At 48.4% G+C, this 24,146-nt stretch carries 19 protein-coding genes; 9 read left to right on the top strand and 10 right to left on the bottom strand.

The features are described from left to right. Positions 1-107: 107 nt before the first annotated feature. On the top strand, positions 108-3,089 hold the full coding sequence (locus B9D94_RS06335) for an S-layer homology domain-containing protein (protein ID WP_172963911.1): 2,982 nt from the start codon (positions 108-110) through the stop codon (positions 3,087-3,089). A gap of 198 nt (positions 3,090-3,287) precedes the next feature. Here B9D94_RS06335 and B9D94_RS06340 read toward each other — a convergent pair whose 3' ends face one another. Both B9D94_RS06340 and B9D94_RS06345 read right to left on the bottom strand, forming a co-directional pair. Beyond that, positions 3,288-4,142: an AraC family transcriptional regulator gene (locus tag B9D94_RS06340; RefSeq protein WP_148246639.1), complete on the bottom strand. Its 855-nt coding sequence runs from the start codon at positions 4,140-4,142 to the stop codon at positions 3,288-3,290. Between the two features lie 137 nt (positions 4,143-4,279). Beyond that, entirely contained in the window at positions 4,280-5,395 is a 1,116-nt protein-coding gene (locus tag B9D94_RS06345) for a DUF3626 domain-containing protein (protein ID WP_148246640.1), read from the bottom strand. A 231-nt stretch (positions 5,396-5,626) separates the two neighbouring features. Between B9D94_RS06345 and B9D94_RS06350 the strand changes: the two genes are divergently transcribed. The 4 genes from B9D94_RS06350 (at position 5,627) to B9D94_RS06365 (ending at position 10,143) form a co-directional block, all read left to right on the top strand. Beyond that, positions 5,627-6,388 carry an SDR family NAD(P)-dependent oxidoreductase gene (locus tag B9D94_RS06350; RefSeq protein ID WP_148246641.1) on the top strand — a complete coding sequence of 254 codons (762 nt, stop codon included), beginning with the start codon at positions 5,627-5,629 and terminating at the stop codon, positions 6,386-6,388. Positions 6,389-6,568: 180 nt separating this feature from the next. Continuing rightward, positions 6,569-6,961, top strand: a complete 393-nt coding sequence (locus tag B9D94_RS06355; protein WP_148246642.1) for a VOC family protein — start codon at positions 6,569-6,571, stop codon at positions 6,959-6,961. Positions 6,962-7,179: 218 nt separating this feature from the next. Next, the gene (locus B9D94_RS06360) at positions 7,180-8,586 is read left to right on the top strand and encodes an MBOAT family O-acyltransferase (protein WP_148246643.1); all 1,407 of its coding nucleotides are present in this window, start codon (positions 7,180-7,182) and stop codon (positions 8,584-8,586) included. A 12-nt stretch (positions 8,587-8,598) separates the two neighbouring features. Next, entirely contained in the window at positions 8,599-10,143 is a 1,545-nt protein-coding gene (locus tag B9D94_RS06365) for a copper amine oxidase N-terminal domain-containing protein (RefSeq protein WP_148246644.1), read from the top strand. Between the two features lie 103 nt (positions 10,144-10,246). On the opposite strand, the gene B9D94_RS06370 is transcribed toward B9D94_RS06365, so the two are convergent. After that, positions 10,247-10,984: an MORN repeat-containing protein gene (locus B9D94_RS06370; protein ID WP_148246645.1), complete on the bottom strand. Its 738-nt coding sequence runs from the start codon at positions 10,982-10,984 to the stop codon at positions 10,247-10,249. A 311-nt stretch (positions 10,985-11,295) separates the two neighbouring features. On the opposite strand from B9D94_RS06370, the gene B9D94_RS06375 reads away from it, so the two are divergent. Then, positions 11,296-12,279, top strand: coding sequence for a diaminopimelate dehydrogenase (locus tag B9D94_RS06375; RefSeq protein WP_148246646.1), 984 nt, complete (start codon positions 11,296-11,298; stop codon positions 12,277-12,279). A 51-nt stretch (positions 12,280-12,330) separates the two neighbouring features. On the opposite strand, the gene gdhA is transcribed toward B9D94_RS06375, so the two are convergent. Together gdhA and B9D94_RS06385 are read right to left on the bottom strand one after the other, a co-directional pair. Then, on the bottom strand, positions 12,331-13,710 hold the full coding sequence (gdhA, locus tag B9D94_RS06380; RefSeq protein WP_148246647.1) for an NADP-specific glutamate dehydrogenase: 1,380 nt from the start codon (positions 13,708-13,710) through the stop codon (positions 12,331-12,333). A gap of 640 nt (positions 13,711-14,350) precedes the next feature. Beyond that, positions 14,351-15,187 carry a YitT family protein gene (locus B9D94_RS06385; RefSeq protein ID WP_036643388.1) on the bottom strand — a complete coding sequence of 279 codons (837 nt, stop codon included), beginning with the start codon at positions 15,185-15,187 and terminating at the stop codon, positions 14,351-14,353. A gap of 259 nt (positions 15,188-15,446) precedes the next feature. Between B9D94_RS06385 and B9D94_RS06390 the strand changes: the two genes are divergently transcribed. Next, the gene (locus B9D94_RS06390) at positions 15,447-16,211 is read left to right on the top strand and encodes an SDR family oxidoreductase (protein WP_006212101.1); all 765 of its coding nucleotides are present in this window, start codon (positions 15,447-15,449) and stop codon (positions 16,209-16,211) included. Between the two features lie 170 nt (positions 16,212-16,381). On the opposite strand, the gene B9D94_RS06395 is transcribed toward B9D94_RS06390, so the two are convergent. Continuing rightward, on the bottom strand, positions 16,382-16,720 hold the full coding sequence (locus tag B9D94_RS06395) for a VOC family protein (RefSeq protein WP_006212100.1): 339 nt from the start codon (positions 16,718-16,720) through the stop codon (positions 16,382-16,384). A gap of 259 nt (positions 16,721-16,979) precedes the next feature. On the opposite strand from B9D94_RS06395, the gene B9D94_RS06400 reads away from it, so the two are divergent. Beyond that, a complete protein-coding gene (locus tag B9D94_RS06400; RefSeq protein ID WP_148246648.1) occupies positions 16,980-18,599 on the top strand; it encodes a helix-turn-helix domain-containing protein in 1,620 nt (539 codons plus the stop codon). Positions 18,600-18,693: 94 nt separating this feature from the next. Then, a complete protein-coding gene (locus tag B9D94_RS06405; protein ID WP_253806111.1) occupies positions 18,694-19,707 on the top strand; it encodes an ABC transporter substrate-binding protein in 1,014 nt (337 codons plus the stop codon). A gap of 157 nt (positions 19,708-19,864) precedes the next feature. Here B9D94_RS06405 and B9D94_RS06410 read toward each other — a convergent pair whose 3' ends face one another. The 4 genes from B9D94_RS06410 to B9D94_RS06425 all read right to left on the bottom strand — a co-directional run bounded on the left by B9D94_RS06410 (position 19,865) and on the right by B9D94_RS06425 (position 24,122). Beyond that, positions 19,865-20,959, bottom strand: a complete 1,095-nt coding sequence (locus B9D94_RS06410) for a hypothetical protein (RefSeq protein WP_148246649.1) — start codon at positions 20,957-20,959, stop codon at positions 19,865-19,867. Positions 20,960-21,014: 55 nt separating this feature from the next. After that, positions 21,015-22,415, bottom strand: coding sequence for a sensor histidine kinase (locus B9D94_RS06415; protein WP_006212094.1), 1,401 nt, complete (start codon positions 22,413-22,415; stop codon positions 21,015-21,017). Between the two features lie 6 nt (positions 22,416-22,421). Beyond that, complete coding sequence (locus tag B9D94_RS06420) at positions 22,422-23,081, bottom strand: response regulator transcription factor (protein ID WP_036643383.1); 660 nt, start codon at positions 23,079-23,081, stop codon at positions 22,422-22,424. 204 nt (positions 23,082-23,285) lie between these two features. After that, positions 23,286-24,122 carry a sulfurtransferase gene (locus B9D94_RS06425; protein ID WP_148246650.1) on the bottom strand — a complete coding sequence of 279 codons (837 nt, stop codon included), beginning with the start codon at positions 24,120-24,122 and terminating at the stop codon, positions 23,286-23,288. Positions 24,123-24,146 lie beyond the last annotated feature (24 nt).

Here is a 24,146-nt window from a genome sequence, read left to right on the forward strand (position 1 = left end):
TGTGCTACGTGTTGTCTTACAATGAATTCGGAGCGCACAAATAAAAAGGCAGGTCTATTTAGTGAATGGGAGGTTAGAAGTTGAAGTCGATGTTCAGGAGAAATTTTATGAGTATTCCAAACGGCTATAAATTCATGATGATACTGCTATGCAGTCTTTTGCTGCTGCCGCCGAGTGCCTATGCGGCTGTACCGGACTATGAGAATAAATCCGAGATCGCCCAGCTTAGCGGTAAGGTGGTAGATTTAAAATCGGGTGATTTCAACCAAGACGGTCATTTGGATTTTGCGGCCATAACGGATGATGGGAGTGTCCATGTATTCTATGGCCAGGGGGATGGAACATTTGATCCTCTCCCACAAAGCCTGCAGGTTCTGGGGGTGCCGCATACACTAGAAATCGATGATTACGATCAGGACGATCACTTGGACTTACTGATCGGAACGCAAATCGGAACGTTTTTATGGTACGGGGAAGGTGACGGTACCTTTCGTGATACGAGGCTGCTTTCATTGCTGCCTTCTCAGGATATCGTAGCTGCGGACTTTGATTTGGATGGTAAGAGAGACATTATGATTATTAATTTCAATCAGGTTACCATTGTTCACGTTGCCGCAGATAGAACTTTTACAATGCTCCCCATCACTTTGACACCAGGCGGCAATAGAGCGACAACCATCACGAATGGAGCCATAGGCACGGTAGATTTGGTTGTGGCCAGTCCGATGCTGGGTCTGCAGCGGTATAAGGGAAATGATTATACGCGGAGCGAGATCTTCCATATGGTACTAGGCAATACCGTGGATCTCATATCCAGGGATATTGATGGTGACGGACATATCGATATTATGGCGCTGAATGACATGTTAGGTGTCTTCTTTTATATGAATCATGGGGACAATACGTACAATCTTCAGCAGCAGCCCCTGGTCACGGTTCCTCAAAAAGTATATGCAGAGGATGTAAACGGGGATGGCCAATCGGAAATAATCGTTGCGACGGGAAAAGGCGTTGATTTGTATTCCAAGGAGTATGCGTCAGGCCAACTGAATTTACTGTGGCAAACGGAATTGGTCACTCAGGGAAATGGAACGCACCGGGCGCTTGTCGGGGACTATGCCGAGGACGGAACGCCGGACCTTATTGTATCTTCTAATCAAGCCCTGTATATCTACAAGGCTATTGTTGTGCAACCCGAACCGGGAACGATAAGGCTGGAGGCGGCTGATTACGCGGTTTCGGAAGACGGGGCCGAGGTACGGGTGAAGGTGATGCGTGAAGGAGGCAGCCACGGTGCTGTCGCTGTCACTTATCATACTGCGGATGGAAGCGCTAAGGCTGACAAGCATTATAAGCCAACTTCAGGGACGCTCTCTTTTGCCGATGGAGAGCTTGAGAAATGGATTGAGATCGAAATTCTAAATGATGATATCCATGAAGATGACCGTGAGTTTTATTTGAATATTGCTGCAGTGCCAGGTACAGTCGTTGGCAGCCCAATCCAGGCGGTTATCACGATAACAGAGGATGACCCGCAGCCAGACACGGAAGGGCCGTTATGGCCTGCGGCTGCGGAGCTGCTTGCATCCGACATATCCACCGACTCCCTCAAGCTGTCTTGGCCTGAAGCCACGGACAATGACGAGGTTGCGGAATATCGCATTTTTAATGGGAATGATGCCACGCCGGCAGCAACGGTGACGGGTGCCACCTATTCCTACGAGATGAACGGTTTGGCGGCCGACACATCGTATACGCTTAGCGTCCGTGCCTATGATCGGGCCGGCAATGCGAGCGTTCCGCTCCAGACGACGGTTCAGACGCTGGAAGATCCGAATTCAGGCCCTGATCCGGATCAGGAAGCTCCGGTATGGCCTGATCTCGGACAACTGACGATATCTGACATCCGCACAACCTCGATGAGATTATCCTGGCCGCAAGCCTCGGATGATGAAGAGGTTACAGGATATCGGGTATACCGCGTAGATACCGCAGATACGCCGGTAGCAACGGTAACCGGCAGCACGTATTCCTACACGGTGGACGGTTTATCCCCGAATACGTCCTACACGTTTCGGGTAAAGGCATATGACCCTGCCGGAAACGGTAGCACACCGCTCGAGGCAACAGCGAAGACACTTCAGCTCCCTGCGCCTCCAGCTCCAAATCCGGGAGGCAATCCAGATCCGGGACCGGCGAACCCGATCCCGTCTACACCCACGATTCCTTCGGATAATGCCTTGCTTCATACATTCTCTATTGGAGCTGGGGAAGCCGGGAATGCGTTGAAGCTGAGTCCCGACTTCTCGCCGAACGTGTTCGCGTATCGTGCCGAGACCGAGGCATCAGAGATCCAATTCGATCTCACTGCCGCCCATAACAAAGCAAGCATTACGGGACCCTGGGACAAAGACGGAAGGATCACATTAAAACCTGGGGAGAATGTCATAGAGATTAAGGTAAGCGCTGAAAGCGGCAAGGTGAATACGTATACCCTAACCATTGTCCGCACTGTGCCAAATCCTGAGCCGCCGATGAGACCTGAGCCACCTCAGGCTGCGGAAGTTTTTCGTGATACGGAAGGACACTGGGCGCAGGCAGCGATTGACGAACTGGCAAGCCGAGGGATCGTCAAGGGTTATGCTAACGGATCGTTTAAACCGGATTCCTTAATTAGACGGGATGAATTCACGGTTTTGCTGGTTAGAGCGCTGGGGCTGCAAGGTGAAGGCCAATATCCATTTAAAGACGAATCCGACATCCCGGAATGGTCAAGGGAAGCGGTAGGGCTTGCAGTAGAGGCCGGGATGATTCAGGGATATCAGGATGGGCGATTCCAGCCTGCAGGTGTGATCACAAGAGCGGAGTTAACTGTCATGCTGGCCAAAGCGTTAGGTTTAGAACCGCTTCAAGGTGACCCTGCCAAGTTTGCAGACTTGGCGAGTTTTCCAGCCTGGGCAAAAGGTTATATCGCCGCCGCATATGCAGAAGGACTGGTAAGCGGTCGGAGCGGCGGGAAGTTCGAGCCGGATGCCCCGGCCACCCGGGCAGAGGCTGTGGTTATGCTGCTGCGATTGCTGAACAAGTAACATCCACGACCTGGTCGGTTAAGGTTAAAGACATGAATTTCGATATAAAAGCCGCAAGCTTGTGATATCACAGAGCTTGCGGCTTTTATCGGCTGGATCATGATGTTGACGGAATGGCTGGAATGTCCGCTGAACCATCGGCATGGATATACTGCTCATTGGTTTTGCATTATGGGTCGGTAGAGGGGGGAGCCCTGGTTAAGCCTTTCTAATGACAGGAATCCATAACTCATTCTTATTCTCATCCGGTGGAAGGTAGCATTCAATAGCAGGTATCGGTGCGAGATCATACGCATGGGATGGAACCCATTCGGTATATAGACGCTTCCACATATTCGCTATCCCGCTCGGGTCGCCCTCCATTTCGAAGACGGCCCAAGTGGCCGGGGGAACATGCCGCTGCACCATCGAATCCGGAGGCGTGTGCTGGGAGACCACGGACATGATGTAATCAAAATCTTCGTTTTTCCCATAGTCGCCGTCCGCGCAAACCCCTAGTATCCCCCGAATCGGATGGTCATCCTGACGATAGTTCCACAGCTTATCGAATATTCCTTCCACATGGGCGTCTTTCCAGAGGAGGGGGACGTCTTCATAAGCTTGCTGTGTTCGAATTTGCTTCTGGAAGCCAACAATGGAGAAACCCTTCATTTCCTCAATTCTATAATTCATTTCTGCAGCTCCTCGCATGGAAAATTGAAAGAAGATGCGGGGATAGGCCTTCAGCTTTGTACCGGCTTGGCGAGCCGCCGTTGGCGTTGTGCGATGCATATTCTGGAACGCGCGCGCGAACGCCTCCGGCGATTCATAGCCATATTTGAGTGCAAGGCTGATGACTTTGATATCGCTGTTCTGCAGCTCGTAAGCAGCCAAGGTCAGCCGTCGTCTCCGTATGTATTCGGATAGCGAAACATCCGTAATGTAAGGGAACATGCGCTGAAAATGGTACACGGAGCAGCATGCAATCCGTGCAGCTTCCGCGTAATCAATCTCCTCGGTCAGGTGCGCTTCCATATAGCCTATGGCCTCATTCATTCGCTGAATCCAATCCATCCGGTCATCATCCTTTCTAAAATCAATATAAAGAAGCTGTGATCGATAAGCCTAGCCGTTGCTGCACGGATCCGGCTAGCCTGGTTATTTCCAGGTGAACGATCAACCGATCAACTGTACTGGGGCAGGAATGCGGCCTAGCGGCTTGAAATATTCGGATTCGGATATCCATACTTTACGAGCACGTGCCACAGCTGTTTGAGATGCTGAAAGGTTTCATCATAGGTTCCCCAATCGCTCCAATGGTCTGGTTGATGATACAGCTGTGCTGCTGCTTTGCCGATAACAGCGGCGTCCAGCACGCCTTGCGAATCCGCAAATTGCCGGTCGATCCTCTGGGCCAGCGGCGGCATGGCGGGTCCCCGAAAGTCATCGGGTACATCCTGTACAGCAAGGCAGAACCCGGGATGCCAGGATAGGGTAAGGTTATATCGTTCACACAATTCTTGAAACAGCTGACCGGTTCGGGTATTCCGGTAAGATGGATCGGCAACAAGCGCTTCCACATCGCTGGACAAATCGATAACGTCATGAATCTGCGCTTCAATATAATTATCCAGGCTGCGACCAACAGGTCCGGAGTGACTGGTATAGGATGAAGGCAGGTGAACAAGCTGCTCCACCATAGATGGAATATTCATGTGGGGGGTGCCCAGGGCTGACCCCGTGGACTCGATTTCAAGCAGAAGGGCTGCAAGAACGGAATCCCATTGCTTTATGGTACCTGTAAATTCAGGTCCTGCATGACTGTCCCCGAAAGTAAACGTGCAGCGGCTCAATATGGCCGGAGACAATACAAAAAAACAAGAGCCAAACCGGGGAGTGGCGCCGTCCGCATAGTTCATGAGATTAAGGGCCCCGTATTTGGGCCGCTCCTCATTATGAACGCCAGGCTCTTGGTAGGCTCCGCCAAACAGAAGCTGTTCCCAGCGGTCACGCTCACCGCCCGGATAGGCGGTACGGCTTCCATTCGTTACGCTTGTGATGAACTGGTTATGGTAACGGCCCTCTGTCAGAAGGCTTTCTATTACAGCGCGGTTGGTGGTGGGCAGTACCCGGTCAGGATGGAAATTCAACGTGACTCGGGCATTCTTTCGGATACAGGTTAATAGCGAGTGGATTGTCACAGCGCCTAAGCCGTTACGTTCTAAAATGCGCTCTATGATGTCTATGGCATGCTGTTGTGCTCGTTTCGCCGATGAGCCGACATGAAGAATCGCCTGCTGTTGTGCTTCGGATAACCATTCACTCATATCGTAACTCCTTCCTCATACTTCCTTCATGCTTCGATAACGATGCTGCTCTTACATCATTTCTAGCCGAGAGGCCATGACTCCTCCATTGCTTTTCGGTAAATTTCCTTTCCGGTTCTAGGGTTCCAGCCTCCTGCCGGACTTCAAATGATCTGGTAAAGATTGCCTCGGCCTTACCGCCATGATTTAATGTAACTACATATACGAATAAAAATCATGGAGGTTTAACATATGCAGCCTAATTTCAGTATTGAGGGTAAGGTCGCCATTGTAACCGGCGCAAGCAAAGGAATCGGGTATGGTTTGGCCCAATCGCTTGCAGCGGCAGGGGCTAAGGTGGCGGTCATGGCACGGAGCAAGGAGGTGCTGGATCAATTAGTTGAGGACATATCCCAAGCAGGAGGTCAGGCCAAGGCCTATGAACTGGACGTCCGGAACGTGGAACAGATCCGTGCTGCTTTTGCTCAGGTTGCCAAGGATTATGGCAGACTGGATATCGTGGTCAATAACGCTGGCTTGGGAGAGGGGATGCTGGCCGAAGACATCACAGAGGACTACTGGGATGAAATGATGGATGTTAATTTGAAGGGCGTATTTTTCTGCTGTCAGGCCGCCGGCCGCATCATGCTGGAGCAGGGTTATGGCAAAATCATCAACGTCAGCTCACAGGTCAGTGTCGTTGGCATTACCGAAGGTGCAGCTTATTGCGCCTCCAAGGGAGGCGTGAATCAGTTGACGAAGGTGCTGGCGCTGGAGTGGTCCAGTCGCGGTGTAAATATCAATGCGGTGGGCCCGACATTCATTCATACGCCTGGAACGGCCGAGCGTCTGGACTCGCCGGATTTTCGAGATGGCGTATTGGCGCGTATTCCGGCAGGAAGGATCGGCACCATTGGAGACGTGGCGGGAGCCGTCATTTATTTGGCCTCACCGGCCTCCGATCTTGTTACAGGTACTTTGCTGCTTGTGGATGGCGGCTGGACAGCACAGTAGTGCTGCATTCATTAGAAGATTCTATCGCTTATATACTAGGAGGCTTTCAAAGGTCCTCTCTGTAACTCCTTAAATCTAGCAATGCATAAGAAAGATAGCATGAGGCCTTTTGCTAAACTGGATTGTGATTGATGAGGTGAAGCCAATCAGGACTGCACCTTGATAAAGGAGGAGAAAACGATGATTACGTCTGCTATTCAAATTACTATTTTCGTGAGAGATCTTGACGAAGCCAAAGCCTACTATACGGAGAAGCTGGGGTTTCATGTTGTAGCAGAGGAGGAGTTTGCACCGGGTTGGCGCTACCTGACCGTTGCACCCCAGAAGCACAATGAGTTGGTTCTGGAGTTAACTGAAGCGGATACGCCAGAACGAGAGGAACTTATAGGTAAACAAGCAGCCGATCAAGTTCTTATCATGTTTGCATCGAATGATATCGACCAAGATTATCAGGATTTGAAAGCAAGAGGCGTCGTATTCCACGGAGAACCGAAGCCTGTTCCAGGTGGCAGAGGCGTAGGTTTTGAGGATTTATACGGTAATCAGTTCGACTTATATCAAGTTCTCCGATAATGCTTGGGGCACCTGCCGATTCCTAAATTTCTTGGGTTAAATACTTCAGTTACACTTCAGTTTATATGGAAATTGTTCGATATAAATCATAGAAAGCACTTGCAAGAAAATTATTTCTCAGATGTAAAATATATGATACTATTGAGAAATCGTCGTCTAAAAACGACATAAACCGAAGCGAAATGTGAAGTCAGGAAGTCGGAGGTGCCTGTTCAGGCATGTTGTTTAATTCTTATCCTTTTATTTTTGTGTTTCTGCCGATTACGGTGCTTGTTTATTTTATGCTGAACCGGCTTCGTTATGGATTGGCCGCTAAATGCTGGCTGGCATTATCCTCGCTATTCTTCTACAGCTGGTGGAATATCAGTTATTTACCTCTTCTTCTCGGCTCCATTGCCTTCAATTATGCCGTGGGACGGCTGCTCCAGGCACGTCAAGCTCATTCCCTAGATCAAACCGCTTCCCGGCGCGGTGCAAAAGGCATATTAATCGCCGGCATATCAGGGAATGTATTGCTGTTAATCTATTACAAATACGCTGATTTCTTCATCGTTAATATTGGAGCAGCGACAGGGTGGGAAGTGCCCCTTCTCAATCTGGTGCTGCCGCTCGGAATCAGCTTTTTTACCTTCACCCAAATCGCCTATCTGGTGGATGCGTACAAGGGGAAGGCTCGCGAATACAATCTGGTCAATTATGTGCTGTTCGTGACTTTCTATCCGCATCTGATCGCGGGTCCGATCCTGCATCATGGCGAGATGATGCCGCAGTTTGATCGGGTTCGGGGCAAGCTGTGGGATTGGGGGAACGCCGCAAACGGCATTTTTATATTCTGCATCGGTTTGTTTAAGAAGGTAGTCATCGCGGATACGCTGGCGGTTTATGCCAATACAGGTTTTGATACTGCTTCGGGCTTTGTTGATTCCTGGGTAGCTGCGCTATCTTATACGTTCCAGCTTTATTTTGACTTCAGCGGTTATACCGACATGGCTATCGGTGCTGCGCTTCTGTTCAATATCCGGCTGCCGCAGAATTTCAACTCACCTTATAAGGCGGTGAATATTCAAGACTTCTGGCGGCGCTGGCATATGACACTGAGCCGATTTTTACGGGACTACATTTATATTCCGCTGGGAGGCAACCGCCGTGGTGAAGCGATCATGCTGCGGAATCTGGTGCTGACCTTCCTGATCGGCGGACTGTGGCATGGCGCAGGCTGGACGTTTCTGTTCTGGGGCCTCCTGCACGGTGTCGGACAGGTCATTCAACGGTTATGGGGGAAGCTGGGCATTACGATGCCCCGTGTGCTCGCTTGGGCGATCACCTTCGTTTTTATAACGGTGACCTGGGTCTTTTTCCGAGCGGAAAGCTGGGCTGATGCCATGCGGCTGATGAAGGGAATGAGCGGTCTATCGGGTATTCATCTGAATTTGGACACTGCCCTGTTAGAGCCGGTCGCGATCATGATCCTCATCGCCCCGATCGTGTTCTTCTGTCGGAATTCCTCGGAGCTGTCCATATCCTTCCGGCCAAACTTCAGACAGGCAGTAGTATGTGCGGTACTGTTTGTGATCTCTTTGATGTACATTACTCGCATTAGCGAATTTTTGTATTTTAATTTTTAGGAAGGGCGGCTAATGAACATGCCATCCACATCAACAGCCGCGAAGTCGGCGCCATCCAAGAGGCATGCTGTGGCAGGTCCCCAACCTGCGCGAGCTTCTCGGAGAGCCGGAAAAAGGATGCTGATTCAGTTTGCTCTCGTTTCCATCGCAGCTGCGCTGCTGATCAGTTGTATGACATTTGTGCTGGACCCTTTTCAGTTCTACCGCAAGGCAACCTGGTATTCTCCTGTATTCACCGGCGAGCAGCGATACCAGAACCCTGGTTTGGCCCGCAATTATCCCTATGATACGATTATTCTGGGTACATCCATGACGGAGAATTTCCTGCCGTCTGAAGTGGGGGAGGCTCTGGGAGGTCAAGCTCTCAAGCTGTCCATGCGAGGATCAACAGCGGATGAGCAGTTTAAGATTGCATCGCTGGCGCTTGAGACTGGGAAGGTGAAGAGAGTCCTGTGGGGACTGGACTATTTTGCACTCAAGAATCCGGATGAGGGCACAGATGCTAATTTTCCTGATTACCTTTATGATGACATCTGGTGGAACGATTACAAGTATTGGTTCAATTACTCCGCTTATGAAAACTTTGCAAGAGGGATTGCCAAGTCGCTCCTGGGTGGAACACCCCAAAATATCGAGTATCTGTATAACTGGAACGATGAAGCGTCCTATGGAAGTGATCAGGTGATGAATGCCTACGATCGCGCAAGAAACACGGAACATTATTTTGGCGTGAATGAAGAGCCGCTCGAAGAGGTGCAGCATCATTTCAATACGTATGTCTTGTCTTTGGTCGATGCATATCCCGAAGTTGAATTTATCGTTTATTCTCCGCCATACAGCATTCTGCGGCAGAAGCTTTGGCAGGATTCAAACCCGGCCCGTTACAGCAACCAGTTGGAAATGAAGACCTGGATGTTCCAGCAGTTCAACCGCTATCGCAACACGCAGGTATATGACTTCCAGGCTGAAGCGGACTGGACCTACGATTTCTCGTTATTCAAGGATCTGTCGCATCATTCACAGGACATAAACTCCCGTATAACTTGGGCAATCAGTGAAGGGGATGTCCGCTATAAGGTGACGCCGGATAATGTTGAGGCATTCACGGAACGGCTATCCAGACAGGTCGACACCGTGCTTATTACGGGGAAGGAAGCCAGAAATGTCGAGGTCTTGATAGACGGAAATGGGGAGCCCATCTCTTTTACAAGCCGGAAGATGCCCGACGAGACGGAATTGATGGTGCCTGTGAAGGAAGCGGTTGAAGCACTGGGGATATCGGCTGCGTATGATGCGGGGATCGTGATATTATCAGGCCGAGGTCCCGCAGTCGAGCTGAAGGTGGATTCAACACAGGCATGGGAGTCCAGAAGCAAAGAGGACAGGAAGAATGGAGTGGCCAAAAGCGAGGTTACACTTCGACATGCTCCTTATGTTGCGGGCGGGAAGACCATGGTTCCCCTTCTGCAAACCGCCGAGTTATTGGGCTATAACGTAGTCATTGAGAAGCCGGATTACTATACGCTTCGTTATGTACTCGATCGGCCTGCTTCATAACATCGACGGAGTTCAATGAAAGAACCCGCCAAACATTCAAAAGAACCCCGACTCTTGTTTTTTGCAAGATGGGGGTTCTTTTTTGGGTTTGTTTGAATCCGGGTTATTTTAACGGGACCTGATTGGACAATGCCTCAAATTGCAACAGATGAGGATTTATTTTGTTTTGTATGCTCTTTAAATATTTTTTTGCGGCATCATTTTGACGTTGTTCTGCAGCCGTGTTGGCCGGAAAGATCGAATAGGATTTGTTGACGGAGCCGTTTTTGTATTGGACATTGAACATGGAGGCAGCTGCCCAGGCTTTTTTCATGTTTTGGTTGCTTCCCATAATCGTCAGCAATTCCTTGCCATTCTTGTAAGTGAAGCTGTAATCCGGGTCCGCTATGGCATGAATGACATCGTAGCCGCTTTGGAATACACCTGCCTTGAATGTCCCCTTCCGGAGCTGGTTCCATCTGACGGTCCCGTCGGGGAGCGTGACTTTGTGCGTCTGGAGGCCTTCGCCATCCATCTTATCGTCCGTCCAGGAGCCGTTGTACACCACTTTATGTTCTTCATCATCTGCTTGGTATTGGTTCATGTATTTACCGGTGCCCGTGCGTTTTCCGTTTACGAAATCGCCGGAATACTGTTTGTCTTCACCCCATTTGATAGTGCCTCGCCCGTGGGGCTGGCCATGGGCTGTCTCACCGTAATAAGATGTCCGTGCGGATATTTGGATCCATTCCTTGGCGGAGGCGGCATTGGCATCTGCTGATGCTGGTGCTGGAACGAGAGAAGATGCAAAGAGCGATAAAGAACAAGCAAGAGTTATGGATAACGCCTTTATTTTTTGCATGATAACATGTCTCCTTTTCTCGGGTGATCTTAATATTCACTTCTCTTAAGCTTCCATAAATCCTCTTATGGCTGCAAAATTATGGGTGCTTCGTGTTGAAATAGCAAGAACGAAGTCAGAATACCGGGGCAACGTTTCACAAGACGACAGGCAAGATTATTGTGGATAAAATATGAACGAAACAGATAGAAAGGATTTCCTCTCAACATAAAATAGTTTACATTTGTTGTGATGTCTATATACTTATACTTTAAAGCAGTACATAAACATCATGCCAATGGAAGTATGGTCTGGCAAAGGGAGGATAAACATTGAACGCATCTATTAAAGTAGGAATCGTAGGTTATGGTAACTTGGGTAAAGGGGTACAGAAAGCGATCGGACAGAATCCGGATCTGGAGCTGGTGGCTATCTTCACGCGCAGAGACCCGCAGCAAATGCCGGCAAATTCCGGTGCACGCTTCGAGCATATATCAGCGGCAGAGCAATATATCGGCAAGATTGATGTCATGATCCTCTGTGGCGGTTCGGCTACGGATTTGCCTGAGCAAACTCCACAGCTTGCCAGTATGTTCAATACGGTAGACAGCTTTGACACACACGCGAAAATCCCTGAGTTTTTCCAGGAAGTTAACAAAGCAGCGATGGGCGGAGGTCATGTGAGCGTGATCTCGACAGGCTGGGATCCGGGGCTGTTCTCCATGAACCGTCTCCTCGCCGAAGCGATTCTGCCTGAAGGAAAAGACTACACGTTCTGGGGCAAGGGCGTAAGCCAAGGCCACTCGGATGCGATCCGTCGAGTACCCGGGGTGAAAGCGGGCGTTCAATACACGGTTCCGGTAGAAGAGGTTATCGACCAGATCCGTTCCGGAGAAACGCCGGAGCTATCTACTCGCGAGAAGCATCGGAGAGATTGCTTTGTTGTAGCGGAAGAAGGAGCGGACCAAGAACAAATCCGCCAAACCATTGTGTCGATGCCTAACTATTTTGCGGATTACGATACAACCGTTACCTTTATTACGCAAGAAGAGCTTGAGGCTCAGCATGCCGGGATGCCTCACGGCGGATTTGTCATCCGCAGCGGGATCACCGGAAACGGAAGCAAGCAAATTGTTGAATTCGGGCTGAAACTCGACAGCAACCCTGAATTTACGGCGAGCGTGCTCGTGTCTTATGCAAGAGCGGCCATTCGCTTGAGCAGAGAGGGACAGCAAGGCGCCAAGACGGTATTTGATATCCCGCTCGGATACCTGTCGCCAAAATCAGCCGAAGAGCTCCGCAGCGAGCTGCTGTAAGCTGTAAGAAGCCCTGCCGCATATGCGGCAGGGCTTCTTTTTTTCTGTATATTATACGATACCTTGGGCGATCATGGCATCGGCCACTTTGATGAAACCTGCGATGTTGGCGCCAGCCACAAGATTGCCGGCCACACCATACTCTACAGCAGCATCTACGGCACTGCTGTAGATGTTTTTCATAATCTGATGGAGCTTCGCATCCACCTCTTCAAAGGTCCATGACATTCTCATGCTGTTTTGGCTCATCTCCAGAGCGGATACGGCAACTCCGCCTGCATTGGCGGCTTTAGCCGGTCCAAACAACACGCCGCTGCTAATGAACAGCTCCATGGCCTCCAATGTTGAAGGCATATTGGCTCCCTCGCCGATAGCCTTCACTCCGTTTGCGATGAGTGTTTTGGCAGCGTCGGCGTCGAGCTCATTCTGCGTGGCACAAGGAAGTGCGATATCGCATGGAAGGTTCCAGATTCCCGAGCAGCCTTCGGTATACTCGGCATGCGGGTGGATCTTGACGTATTCGCTGATCCGCAGGCGATCCCGCTCCTTCAGCAGCTTGACGGTTTCAAGGTTGATTCCGTCCGGATCATGCAGGTATCCGTTGGAATCACTGCAAGCAATGACATGCGCGCCGAGCTGCTGCGCTTTCTCGATGGCGTAAATGGAGACGTTGCCCGAGCCGGAAACCACGACGCGGCGGTCTTTGAAATCAAGGCCTTGCGCAGCCAGCATTTCCTGTACGAAGTAAACGCAGCCATAACCGGTTGCTTCCGTCCGAGCCAGGCTTCCGCCATATATGACGCCTTTGCCTGTCAGCACTCCGGCTTCATGTCCTCCGCGGATACGCTTGTATTGACCGAACATATAACCGATCTCGCGAGCACCGACACCGATATCCCCAGCAGGCACATCGGAATCAGGTCCGATATGGCGGTACAGCTCGGTCATGAAGCTCTGGGTAAAACGCATCACTTCCTGATCGGACTTGCCTTTCGGATCGAAATCCGACCCACCCTTGCCGCCGCCGATCGGCTGGCCCGTGAGCGAGTTTTTAAAGATTTGCTCAAAACCAAGGAATTTGACAATGCCGGCATAAACCGACGGATGGAACCGGATGCCGCCTTTGTACGGACCCAGTGCGCTGTTAAACTGGACGCGGAAGCCGCGGTTCACTTGAGTTCTGCCTTGGTCGTCCATCCAAGGAACGCGGAAGGTGATCATACGCTCCGGCTCGACAAGGCGCTCCAAGATACCAAGCTCACGATACTTCGGATGCTGGGCTAACACAGGGACGAGGGAATCCACAAATTCCCGGACGGCTTGATGAAATTCGGACTCATGCGGATCTCGCGCTACAACCTGGTTATAGATGGATTCCACATAATCTTGCGCGGCAGTAAGGGGTGAGGATACAGAAATATTCGTATTCACTTTTGCGATGCACTCCTTCAAATCGTTAAAGTAGTATTGCGTGAAAAATCGTCTGTTCTGCAGAAAGAGGGGCCTGTCTTGGACAATTTGTACTAAAACATTAAAAGTTTGCACTCTGCATTTTTAAGTTAAAAAGAATTTTATAGAATCTTGGCTCGCATTACCAATAAAATGTTTTTTACGAACTCATTAAATATTTCTATAAACCTGTCATTAGGTGTTAATTCGCTGGCAGTTTCGCCGTGTTTCGTGTAGTTAAAATGCAAAAAATAAGCTGAATTTGTCATGGAAATACACAACGAAACCGGTCGCGCAGTTAAATTTTTTGGGTGTGTTTTACGTTTAGGGTAATGGAAGTAATGGAATATTATTGAAGGAGCTGAAGGAGCCATCTTCCGGCGGAGACGCTTCTGGTCATCCAGCCAGCAGATCCGAAGCAGGCCGGGGCGGAAGGAGAGAATGTACCTCTGCTGTCCGTGTCGAATGATGCGATAACGAATCTCGGATTGGAGTACGGAAGATATATGTCTCCGATATAAGCTGTTTAATATAGCCGAAGATGTACACAAAAAAAAGATCGAACCCAGTCCGCGTGCTGAGTTTCGATCTATTTTGTTATTACAATAAGAATAAGTGCGTTTTATTTGGATATATCAATGAATCCCTCGCCAAACACATCGCGTACATCGTGGATCGTGACAAAGGCATTTTTGTCCTCTGCGCGCACGATTTTTTTGAGCATGGATACTTCTTGTTTGCTAATGACGATGTAGAGCACATCTTTCGTTTGACCGGTGTAGTATCCGTAACCCCGCAATACGGTTACCCCGCGATCCATGATCTCCGTCACCCGTATGGCGATGCGATCATGATGGGTTGAGATGATGGTAACAGCTTTTTTGGGATTCAGCCCCTCGATAATAAACTCCATGGCTTTTGTCCCGATATAGAGGATCACCACCGTGAACATCACCTTCTCGATACCGATAACAAAGACGGACAGTCCAGCCACGATCAGGTCGAAGAACAGCAGGGCGTAGCTGATATTCCAATCCCAATATTTGTTGGCCAGACGTGCGAGTATGACTGTGCCTGCCGTTGTGCCGCCCACCCGGACGATGAGTCCGATTCCGACGCCGGCAAACAGTCCGGCGAAGATGGCGTTGATCACCGGCTCATTCGAAGCGATACGCCAGTTCTCTGTCAGATGCAGGAAGATGGAGTTAAAGGCAACCGCAATAATGGTATACACCGTTGTTCTTCTATCCAGCAGCCTGTAGCCGATAATGAGTAAAATCCCGTTAATAACGATGCCGACCAGTGCCGGGGACCATTGCAGCACGTAATACAGAATGATGGATACCCCGGTAACGCCGCCTTCGCCAAAATCGTTGGGAATCACAAATAAATTGACGGCCAGCGCAAAAATAAATGCCCCGATGAGCAGCATGATCATATCAAATGCTCTTTTTTTCATACGTACCTACCTCCATGACTTTCAACAAGCTCACAAAAAAAGCGATTAAAGGAAAAAATCATCCTTTAATCGCTTTATGCAAACATAGGTTGCGCAGCTCTTTTGATATTCTCATTATAAAGAGCATTACATGGAATGTAAATGATTTTTAATTTTCAGAAAAGGAATGTCCGAATAGTGTCCGAATAGGTGAGCAACATTTCGAAACGGACCCTGTGATAAAACTGAAAGTGAAAGAAGAAGAGGAGATGATGAGATCATGACTGCATTGAATGGGAAGATAGCCCTGGTTACGGGTTCCAGTCGAGGAATTGGGCGCGCCGTAGCCATGCGTCTAGCAAAGGAAGGGGCCTTGGTAGCTGTTCACTATGGCAAGAACCGCGATACGGCGGAAGAGGTCGTACGGGAGATAACACAGGGCGGAGGCGATGCTTTTCTGATTGGGGCAGATCTTGGCGACAGGGATGGAGTAAGCAAGCTGTACAAAACGCTGGATGAGATGTTGAGAGCACGGACCGATGATACGCGTTTCGATATTCTGGTCAATAACGCAGGAGTCGGCTTGATGGCAACAATCGAGGAGACAAGAGAAGAGAGCTTTGACGATATCATGCGAGTCAATGTGAAGGCACCGTTCTTCCTGATTCAGCAAGCCCTTCCACGCCTTCGGGACGACGGGCGCATTATTAATCTATCGTCTGCCGTAACCCGGATTTCCTTGCCCAATATTCCGGCGTACACCATGACGAAGGGGGCCATCAATGCGTTGACGCTCTCCTTGTCAAGCCAGCTTGGCTCCCGTGGGATTACGGTCAATGCGATTCAACCCGGATTCATTAACACGGACATGAATGCCCCGATGCTTCAGGATCCTGCTTCGTTTCAATTCGGCGCCGACTATTCGGTCTTCGGAAGGTGGGGAGAGCCTGGCGATATCGCAGATATCGCAGCATTTCTGGCTTCTTCGGAGAGCCGCTGGATCACGGGTCAGAGCATCGATGCAAGCGGAGGCTCTCACTTGTAAGAGCTTGCTTCTTGAAGCAAGAGAAGAACACGTATTCATGAGAAGAACCGTGCCATGCACGGTTTTTTGCATGTTCTGTAACAGGCCGACATACCATAAAGTCCGCGCGCAGTGCGCAGGCTTCTTATGGTAGGAAGCTAACCCAGCCGTTACCTCATGCGGCATGATAGTTATGCAAGTACTTCTACTGTAAAGCCTCCTGGAGCCTTGACATAGAAAGTCCAGCCGTGGGCCCTTTGGGGAGGAGGGACATCATACCCATCCTCCCTCAGACGTTGATGGATTTCATTTACCTTCTCTTCGCTTTCCTGTATAAAACCGATATGAAAAGTCTTGGGATAGTTCACCTCGGTCCCCCGCATTAAGGTCAGCACCATCCCTTCATCGTCAAACAACGCTGCAAATGACTGACCGCGCTCACCGCCGATTTTGAGTCCGAAATAAGTTTGCAGAAATTCCTTGGCTGCGGTTACATCAGTTACCGTGAGATTAAGATGATTCAGTATCATTGTGTGCACACTTCCTTTTTAGTGGAATGAGTGATTCTTAATTCAAGCGTAGCACATATATGCAAGTACCAGGCTTATGGTCGTTTTAGACTGTAGTTGATGATGAAAGCCGTCATTTAAGTTGAAGGTTTTTGAACGGACTTTGCTTTGTCAGTTCATAAAAATGCATAGCTGCTGAGAATGGATTTATCCTAACAGATGAGACAGCGCATCTGTTATACTTAATTGATAATGATTATCATAATCAAGGGGGGATTCTATGTTAACTCCAAAGGCCACCTTTTCCATGTACTCTTTTCATATCCCCATTCGTTTAATCGGATTGGAGAAAGGGATTCCAAGCACCATCGGGGACAGTCGGGAGGCGGATTACATAGTACTGATTATTCAGGACGGAGCCGGTATGCTGCACCAGGATGATCGTTCATTCCCGGTTTCCAGGGGAAGCGTATTTGTCTCTGGCAGCACCATTCCGGATTTAAGGCTGGAATCGAACAGAGTTACCCCGTTGCGGGGGATTTATATAGAATACCGGTGTTTATCTATAGCTGGCAGCACATCTTATGGTCTTGATTCCTCTGCGCCGTTTCATGCCATCTCGCCCGAGACTCTGCGATTGGCCGGAGAGTTTGAGAGCTTGTGGAGAGGTCAGAACTCAGATGAGCCCTTTCACATGCAGCTTCTGTTTATTAAACTGCTGCAGGAGATCCATGCGGAGATGGAAATCAGGGCTTCTTCATCAACAAAACAATCTTGGGTGGAGCAAGCTCTTGAGTATATAGAAAAGAACTACCATCAAGATGTAACACGTGAGCATATGACTGCTCTGTCGGGTGTCAGTCCTGAGCATTTCTCACGCATGTTCCGTAAGCATACCGGACGTACCTTTAATGCTTACCTGACGCTGCTTCGAATTCGCAAAGCGCAGGAACGAGTATTGACCGGATCGCAGGATCTGAATGCTCTGGCGCAGGAGGTAGGGTATAAGGAGGGCTTGTACTTAAGCCGTAAATTCAAAGAATCCGTCGGTGTATCGCCTACGGTATACAAACGCAAGACTAAACGTATCACGGCGTTGAATCTTAACCATACCGCATCGTTGTTGGCACTTGGCATTATTCCAGAGCTTGGTGTGTATACTCCCTGGCTGCTGCAGACTCAATATAACAAGAACTTGAGTACAGGACGTTATTTCGATCCCTATACGCTTGCCACTGATGGATACTATGAAGCAGTGGCTTCATCCAGTCCCGATTTGATTATTAGCTACAATTCTGCGGCTGAGAATAAGAGGATGCTCTCTTTGGCCCCTGTTCTGGAGCTGCCATTCAAGACGATGAGCTGGCGTGAACAGTTTCGTTTCATTGCTTGCACGATGAACAAACAAACGGCAGCAGAGGATTGGCTGTCCCGTTATGACGAACTTGCCGATCGTGTGAATGGTGAGCTGAACCATGTGCTTGGTGAGCGGGGCACCGCCGTTGTCTGGGAAATATGCTCGGACAAGGCCTATTGCATTAGCGGCAGCTTCGGCAGAGGCAGTCAGATTTTATATGATGATATCGGATTCCGTCCACCTGAACGGCTGATAGAGGAGGGTTTGTTTCGTGATGGGTTTGTCGAAGTCGATATTGGAGAGATCGCTTCTTATGCAGCAGATCATATTTTTATCACGTCACTCCCAAGTGATCCATCTGGTCAGGAACGTGTCAATGTATTGTTTCGTTCGGAGGAATGGATGAATTTGGATGCAGTCCGGCGCAATCAAGTCTATGTGCTGAATCAGCCGGAATTATTCTTCGGGTATGATCCCATCTCTTCGGAAGCACAGCTGCACGAATTGATGAAGGTGCTGAGACGACATCACAAATTTGCATGAATGGACATCATTATAAGGCATAGCCATTTGAAGGGACAGGGGGTAAAGTTATTTGAGAATGATTATCGTTATCGATAAATAAGGGGGATTCAAATTGCTTTTTTCAGATTATTTGAGCAGACGAAGGCTTACATTGATTGTCATGGTCCTTATAACGGCACTTATGATCAGTGCGTGTGGAGCAGCAGATACGGGTAACGGCAATAGCAACACGGAGACAGTACAGACTGCAGCATCGGATCCGTCGAAAGCGGTTGAGACGAATTCGGAGGGAGATTCCAAAGTGAAAACGATCTCCACTGTCCATGGAGACATTGAAGTTCCGGTGCATCCGCAGCGAATTGTTGCTGAAGAATACTTGGGAAGTCTCATTGCGCTTGATGTGATTCCGGTCGGAGCGCCAGGATTAACCATCAAGAACTACTACTTTAAAGAATCTTTGGAAGGAATCGAGGATATTGGGGATTACGGAAAGCCGTCAGTCGAGAAAATCGTGGCATTGAATCCGGATCTCATCATCACCGGCAATGCTGAAAAAACGTATGAACAGCTCAGTAAAATTGCACCTACTATCGTCATTCCGTACGGGGATTTAAAAAACGCCCACGAAGAGTTGACTTATTTCGGCGAACTGTTTGGTAAGGAAGAAGAAGCTAAAACCTGGCTGGAGGAATATGACCGGCGCATTGCGGCCGCCAAGGCTAAAGTCGATGCAGCAATTCCCACTGACGCCACCTTCAGTATTATGGAGGACGGCGAGAAGTCAACCTGGGTATACGGTGATAATTTTGGGCGTGGCGGTCAGGCTGTCTATCAGGCTTTGGGAAGGAAACCTCCGAGCGGGGTGGCCGAGGAAATATTAGAGAAGCAGTGGGCTGAGTTAACGGCTGAAATGGTGAGCAAATATGCGGGTGATTATATTATTATGACTTCCAATTCGCGTACGATGGAGGATTATAAAGCAGATCCGATCTGGGGCAGCCTCCCGGCAGTGAATAAGGGACAGATGTACGTCTGGCCTGAAGAACGCTCCTGGTATTATGATCCGATTGCTGTTCTTGCTCAAACAGAAGAATTGGCGGATTGGCTCTCCAAACAGGATAGATAGTTGATGCGGTGCTTTCCGTCGTCGACGATGAGCACGCTCGCGAATGATATGACATGTTGGCTTACTGGAAAAATAGATAAAGAGTGTGCAATTTCTGCACACTCTTTTTTGTTGTATTGAATTCAATCTATGAGGAACCAGCCTAATACTTGAGAGGTTATGGTGTAATGGAGGGAGCAGGATTATACAACAGGCATCGTAGTGTTTTTTCAGGATAACGAAGCTCTGCATCATAAGTGCTGCCATCTTCCAATGTAATTAGAATGTTAACCATTCCACGTTTATCGTTAACTGGATTCTTCACATATTTTGCGCTCTTGATTGCTCGGGTTTCGCCAAGCTTTTTAGTCACAATCTGCCTAGCTGCTACTACCCAGCTTGCATCCTTGCTTATTTTTAGACTTGCTGAGGAACTAATAGGTGTTCTTTTGTATGATAAATCAGTAACCGTTGTATCTATCACCGTACCTGTTGTTGAATCCAGGATGACAATATAAGTTAAATAGGCTTGTCCATTGGCTCGTAAAGTATCTGCTTTATAAGGCTGAAAGAGAATACTCCATGTTTTCTGTTGTTCGGAATATAAGGTATGCAAAGAGGCAGAAACCTCCAGTTTGGAAACATCGACGTCAAATATTTTCTTTACACTTGCTGCTGCAAATTTGACAGCTTCTGACTCTTTGATGTCGGTGATTTCCTGTTGTTCGGGATCAACTCGTTTGGATAATACATAGTTGATCCGGTAGTACCAGTCGATATGTTGCAGCAGCTCTTGATCTGTCATAGGTCTCTTGGGGTAGAAGAAGATGTCTTTGTCCATATCGAGATAAAAATCATAAGGTCCTGGCTCTAAGGGTAGTGGGCTCGTTGGTCGCAGTCCATCATATACATATTGATCGCCCAGCTTTAGAAGACGGTTACTTTCCTCTTCTGTAAGCTCTCTGCTTAGCTCGGTGGTTTCTTTTTTATTTTCATCGAAATAGTTATTAATTAATTGTATTTCTTCATCTGTTATGGTCTGCTCTAGATAGCTCTCAACTGTTGATACAGGAGCTGTGGCTTCAATTTTCATAACAGGCACCGTGCTGCTAACAGAGCTTACGGTTGATATGTTCTGTTGCAAGGACGCCTTTTGTGCTACAACTGTTTGATTTACGACACTTGGAACCATGACTGCATTTAATGCTAGAAGTCCCCCCGAAATAACAAATACTGTTGCTGCCATCGTAAATAATTTCTTCCTGTTTTTCATTGTTATACCCTCCATTTAATAAGCTTTTGTCTTGGTTTACTTTAATATAGCGTTATTATGGAGTCGTACTGGAGTTGTTATGGAGTTGTAAAATAAGATGGACACTCGTTCCTGAATGCTGCTTAGACTGCAGTGATAGACGAGCATCGTGTGCTTCGGCAATTTGACGGCACAAGGATAAGCCGAGCCCTGCCCCTCCATGTTCTCTGGAACGGGCACTGTCAGCTCGGTAAAAGGGTTCAAAAGCCCGTGCCACCTGCTGTGCAGTCATTCCAATACCGAAATCGCGTACTTCCAGAACGGCTTCTTCGTCAAGTTCATAAGCCATTAGCCTAATTTCGCCTCCTTCAACGGAAGCATGAATTGAATTCTCAAGGCAGTTTACTAGGAAAGTGGCGAGTAAATCAAAGTCCCCATATACATAATCGATATCCCGATGGACAATAAGCTTGATTCGAGAATCCCTCATGTTTTTCATTTCAGTCTGTTGGACAGAATTGAATAACTCTTCAACAGGGATTCGTTGCAGTTCCAGCGGTTTACGACCGACAACCGAAAGGTCTAGCAGCTTAAAGGCCAGGCTTTTTAATCGCATGGTTTCGGTCCATATATAGTGGGTGGCGGTGCCGCGTTCTTCTTCCCCAATGTTAGCGGATCTCAAGTATTCTGCGAAGCCTTGCATACTTGTAAGTGGTGTTCGCAATTCGTGTGCAAGATTATCAACGATTCGTTGTTTTTCTTCTGCCATTTCTGACAACTCATGCATACGCTGTTCTATCGCTTCAGCCATGCGGTTGAAATTCTGCGACAATTCGCCGAACTCATCCTTGTTGTATAACAGGACCCGTTCTGAATAATCGCCTTCGGCAATATGTTTGGTTGTCTTCGATAATAACCTAAGTGGTTTAGTCAACTGCCTGATGAATAGAAACAGGAGAATCATAAGCGCAGGGCTGATCGTAAAGTTGATAGTTACAAAAAAACGATTCAGCTCTCGCTGATTGTCATACAATTCCTCAATATCTCGTGTGTAAACAAGCAGTAGATGATCATAAGGGGGAGGAAGTTTATGAGAGAATTGTATATAATGAATTCCTTGTTCTTCAATTTGTTCGAATGGAATGTCGGGTTTTATTAGATGGTTCATATCTTTTGGATATAATAGCTGTTCTTGATTCCAGAGCTGTAAGGTAACACCCTGTTGTAAATAATTTTTGGCATAAGAATAGGTGACATTGTGCAGGATTTCATCGTCTACACTCGATCCTCGTGACATGATCGACGTTAAATTCTCATAGATGTTATTAGCAATGAGCGCTTGTTCACTTGAGGCTCTTTGGATTTCTCGCTCTGTATTAAGAGACCAGCTTTTATTCATAATCATGACAACACTGATATCAAGTGCCACAACGAAAAGAACTAATACCACGAGTAGTGTCTTCAGCCAGAATTTCAATGGGTTCTATACCTCCGCATTCAGCCTATAGCCCAGCTTAAAGATAGTGACAATCCGTTCTTCCCATCCTAGCTTTTTACGCAGCTGTCTAATATGGACGTCTACCGTGCGGGTTTCACCGAGGAAATCATAACCCCAGACAAGTTCCAGCAGTTTCTCTCTGGATAACGCAATATTGCGATTACGGATTAATACCTCAAGTAGATCGAATTCTCGTGCAGTCAGTTCTACAGGTTGGTCGTCTTTTAATACTTGCCGTTCCAACAATTTGACTTCTGCTTCACCTAAGACAAAGAGGTCATCGGATGGCTTCGCACGGCGAAGCACGACATTTATGCGAGCAAGAAGCTCTAAAATTTCAAATGGTTTGATGATATAATCCTCAGCTCCAAGTTCAAATCCGGTGATGCGGTCGGACAAGGATTCCTTTGCTGTAAGAAAAATAACCGGTATGTTATATGCTCGTATATGTTGCATTAGTTCAAAACCATCCATACCAGGCAGCATTATGTCTAGGAGAATCAGATCAAATTTCTCCTGTTTAAGAAATTGAATGACGTCTGTTCCGTTGTAAGATTTACAGAAATGATGTCCTACCAGTTTTAAATTCATTGTAATTAAATCGTTTATCGATTTTTCATCTTCAACGACTAATATATTGGCCACAATCGAGTCCTCCGTTTGCTAAAATCCGTTATTCACTGCGATAAGCAGGGCGTTTTTTAAGTCAAAGCCCATGTTTTACGATAGTTTCTCTTTGAATGTACTTTAGCACGAGTTGTCGTTTCAGCGATACATAGATTCATGAAAGATAGTTAACAAGAGCGATCATATAAAAAAAGAACCCGCCGACTAACGGGTTCTTGCACTTTACTCGTCTCCCGTCGCAACCGGGTTGTCCTCGTAACTGATCCAGTCGCTCCAGCTGCCGGCATACAGCTTCACATGGCCGTAACCGGCTTCCTCCAGAGCAAGCACGTTGGGGCAGGCAGTTACGCCGGAGCCGCAGTATACAATGATCTCGGCATCTTGCGGAATGTCCGAGAAGTGCTCACGAAGTGCTCCTGGAGCCTTCCAATGTCCGGAAGGCTCCAGAACACCCTTCCAGAAGTAGTTCTTTGCACCCGGAATATGTCCGGCCTTGGCATCCAAGGGCTCCTCCAATCCGGCATATCTGCGCGGCTCGCGGGAATCCAGAAGCATGCTGATACCCTGTTGAGAAGCCTCGCGTACGTCATGTACGCTGACGAGTTTATGGGGCTGCAGCTTCATTTCGTATGTAACGGGAATGACAATCGGCTGTTCATCCGTAACCGGATAAGAAGCACTCTTCCAGGCTGAATAGCCTTCGGCCATTACATAGGCTTGTTCGTGCCCCGTATATTTCAGCAGCCACCATAAACGGCTGGCCATGGCCCCGCCCTGGTCATCATAGATGACGACACGGCTGCCTTGATGAATACCGGATTGGCCAAGACGCTTTGCCAATGTATCCAAGTCTGGCAGCGGATGGCGTCCGCCATGTTCCGTAATGGGGGAGGAGAGGTCCTTCTCCAGATCGAGATAAACCGCACGCGGGATATGCGACTCCTCGTAACTGGCCTGGCCGCTTTCCGGCTTGCCAAGAGCAAAACGGCAGTCTACGATGACCAGATCCGATTCGTAGAGTCTGGCCAGCAGCCATTTCATCGTCACGATATTGTTCATATATCAGGACACCGCCTTCTATGG

The organism is Paenibacillus sp. Cedars (genome assembly GCF_003184205.1).
In the GTDB taxonomy this organism is placed as follows: Bacteria; Bacillota; Bacilli; order Paenibacillales; family Paenibacillaceae; genus Paenibacillus_AQ; species Paenibacillus_AQ glucanolyticus.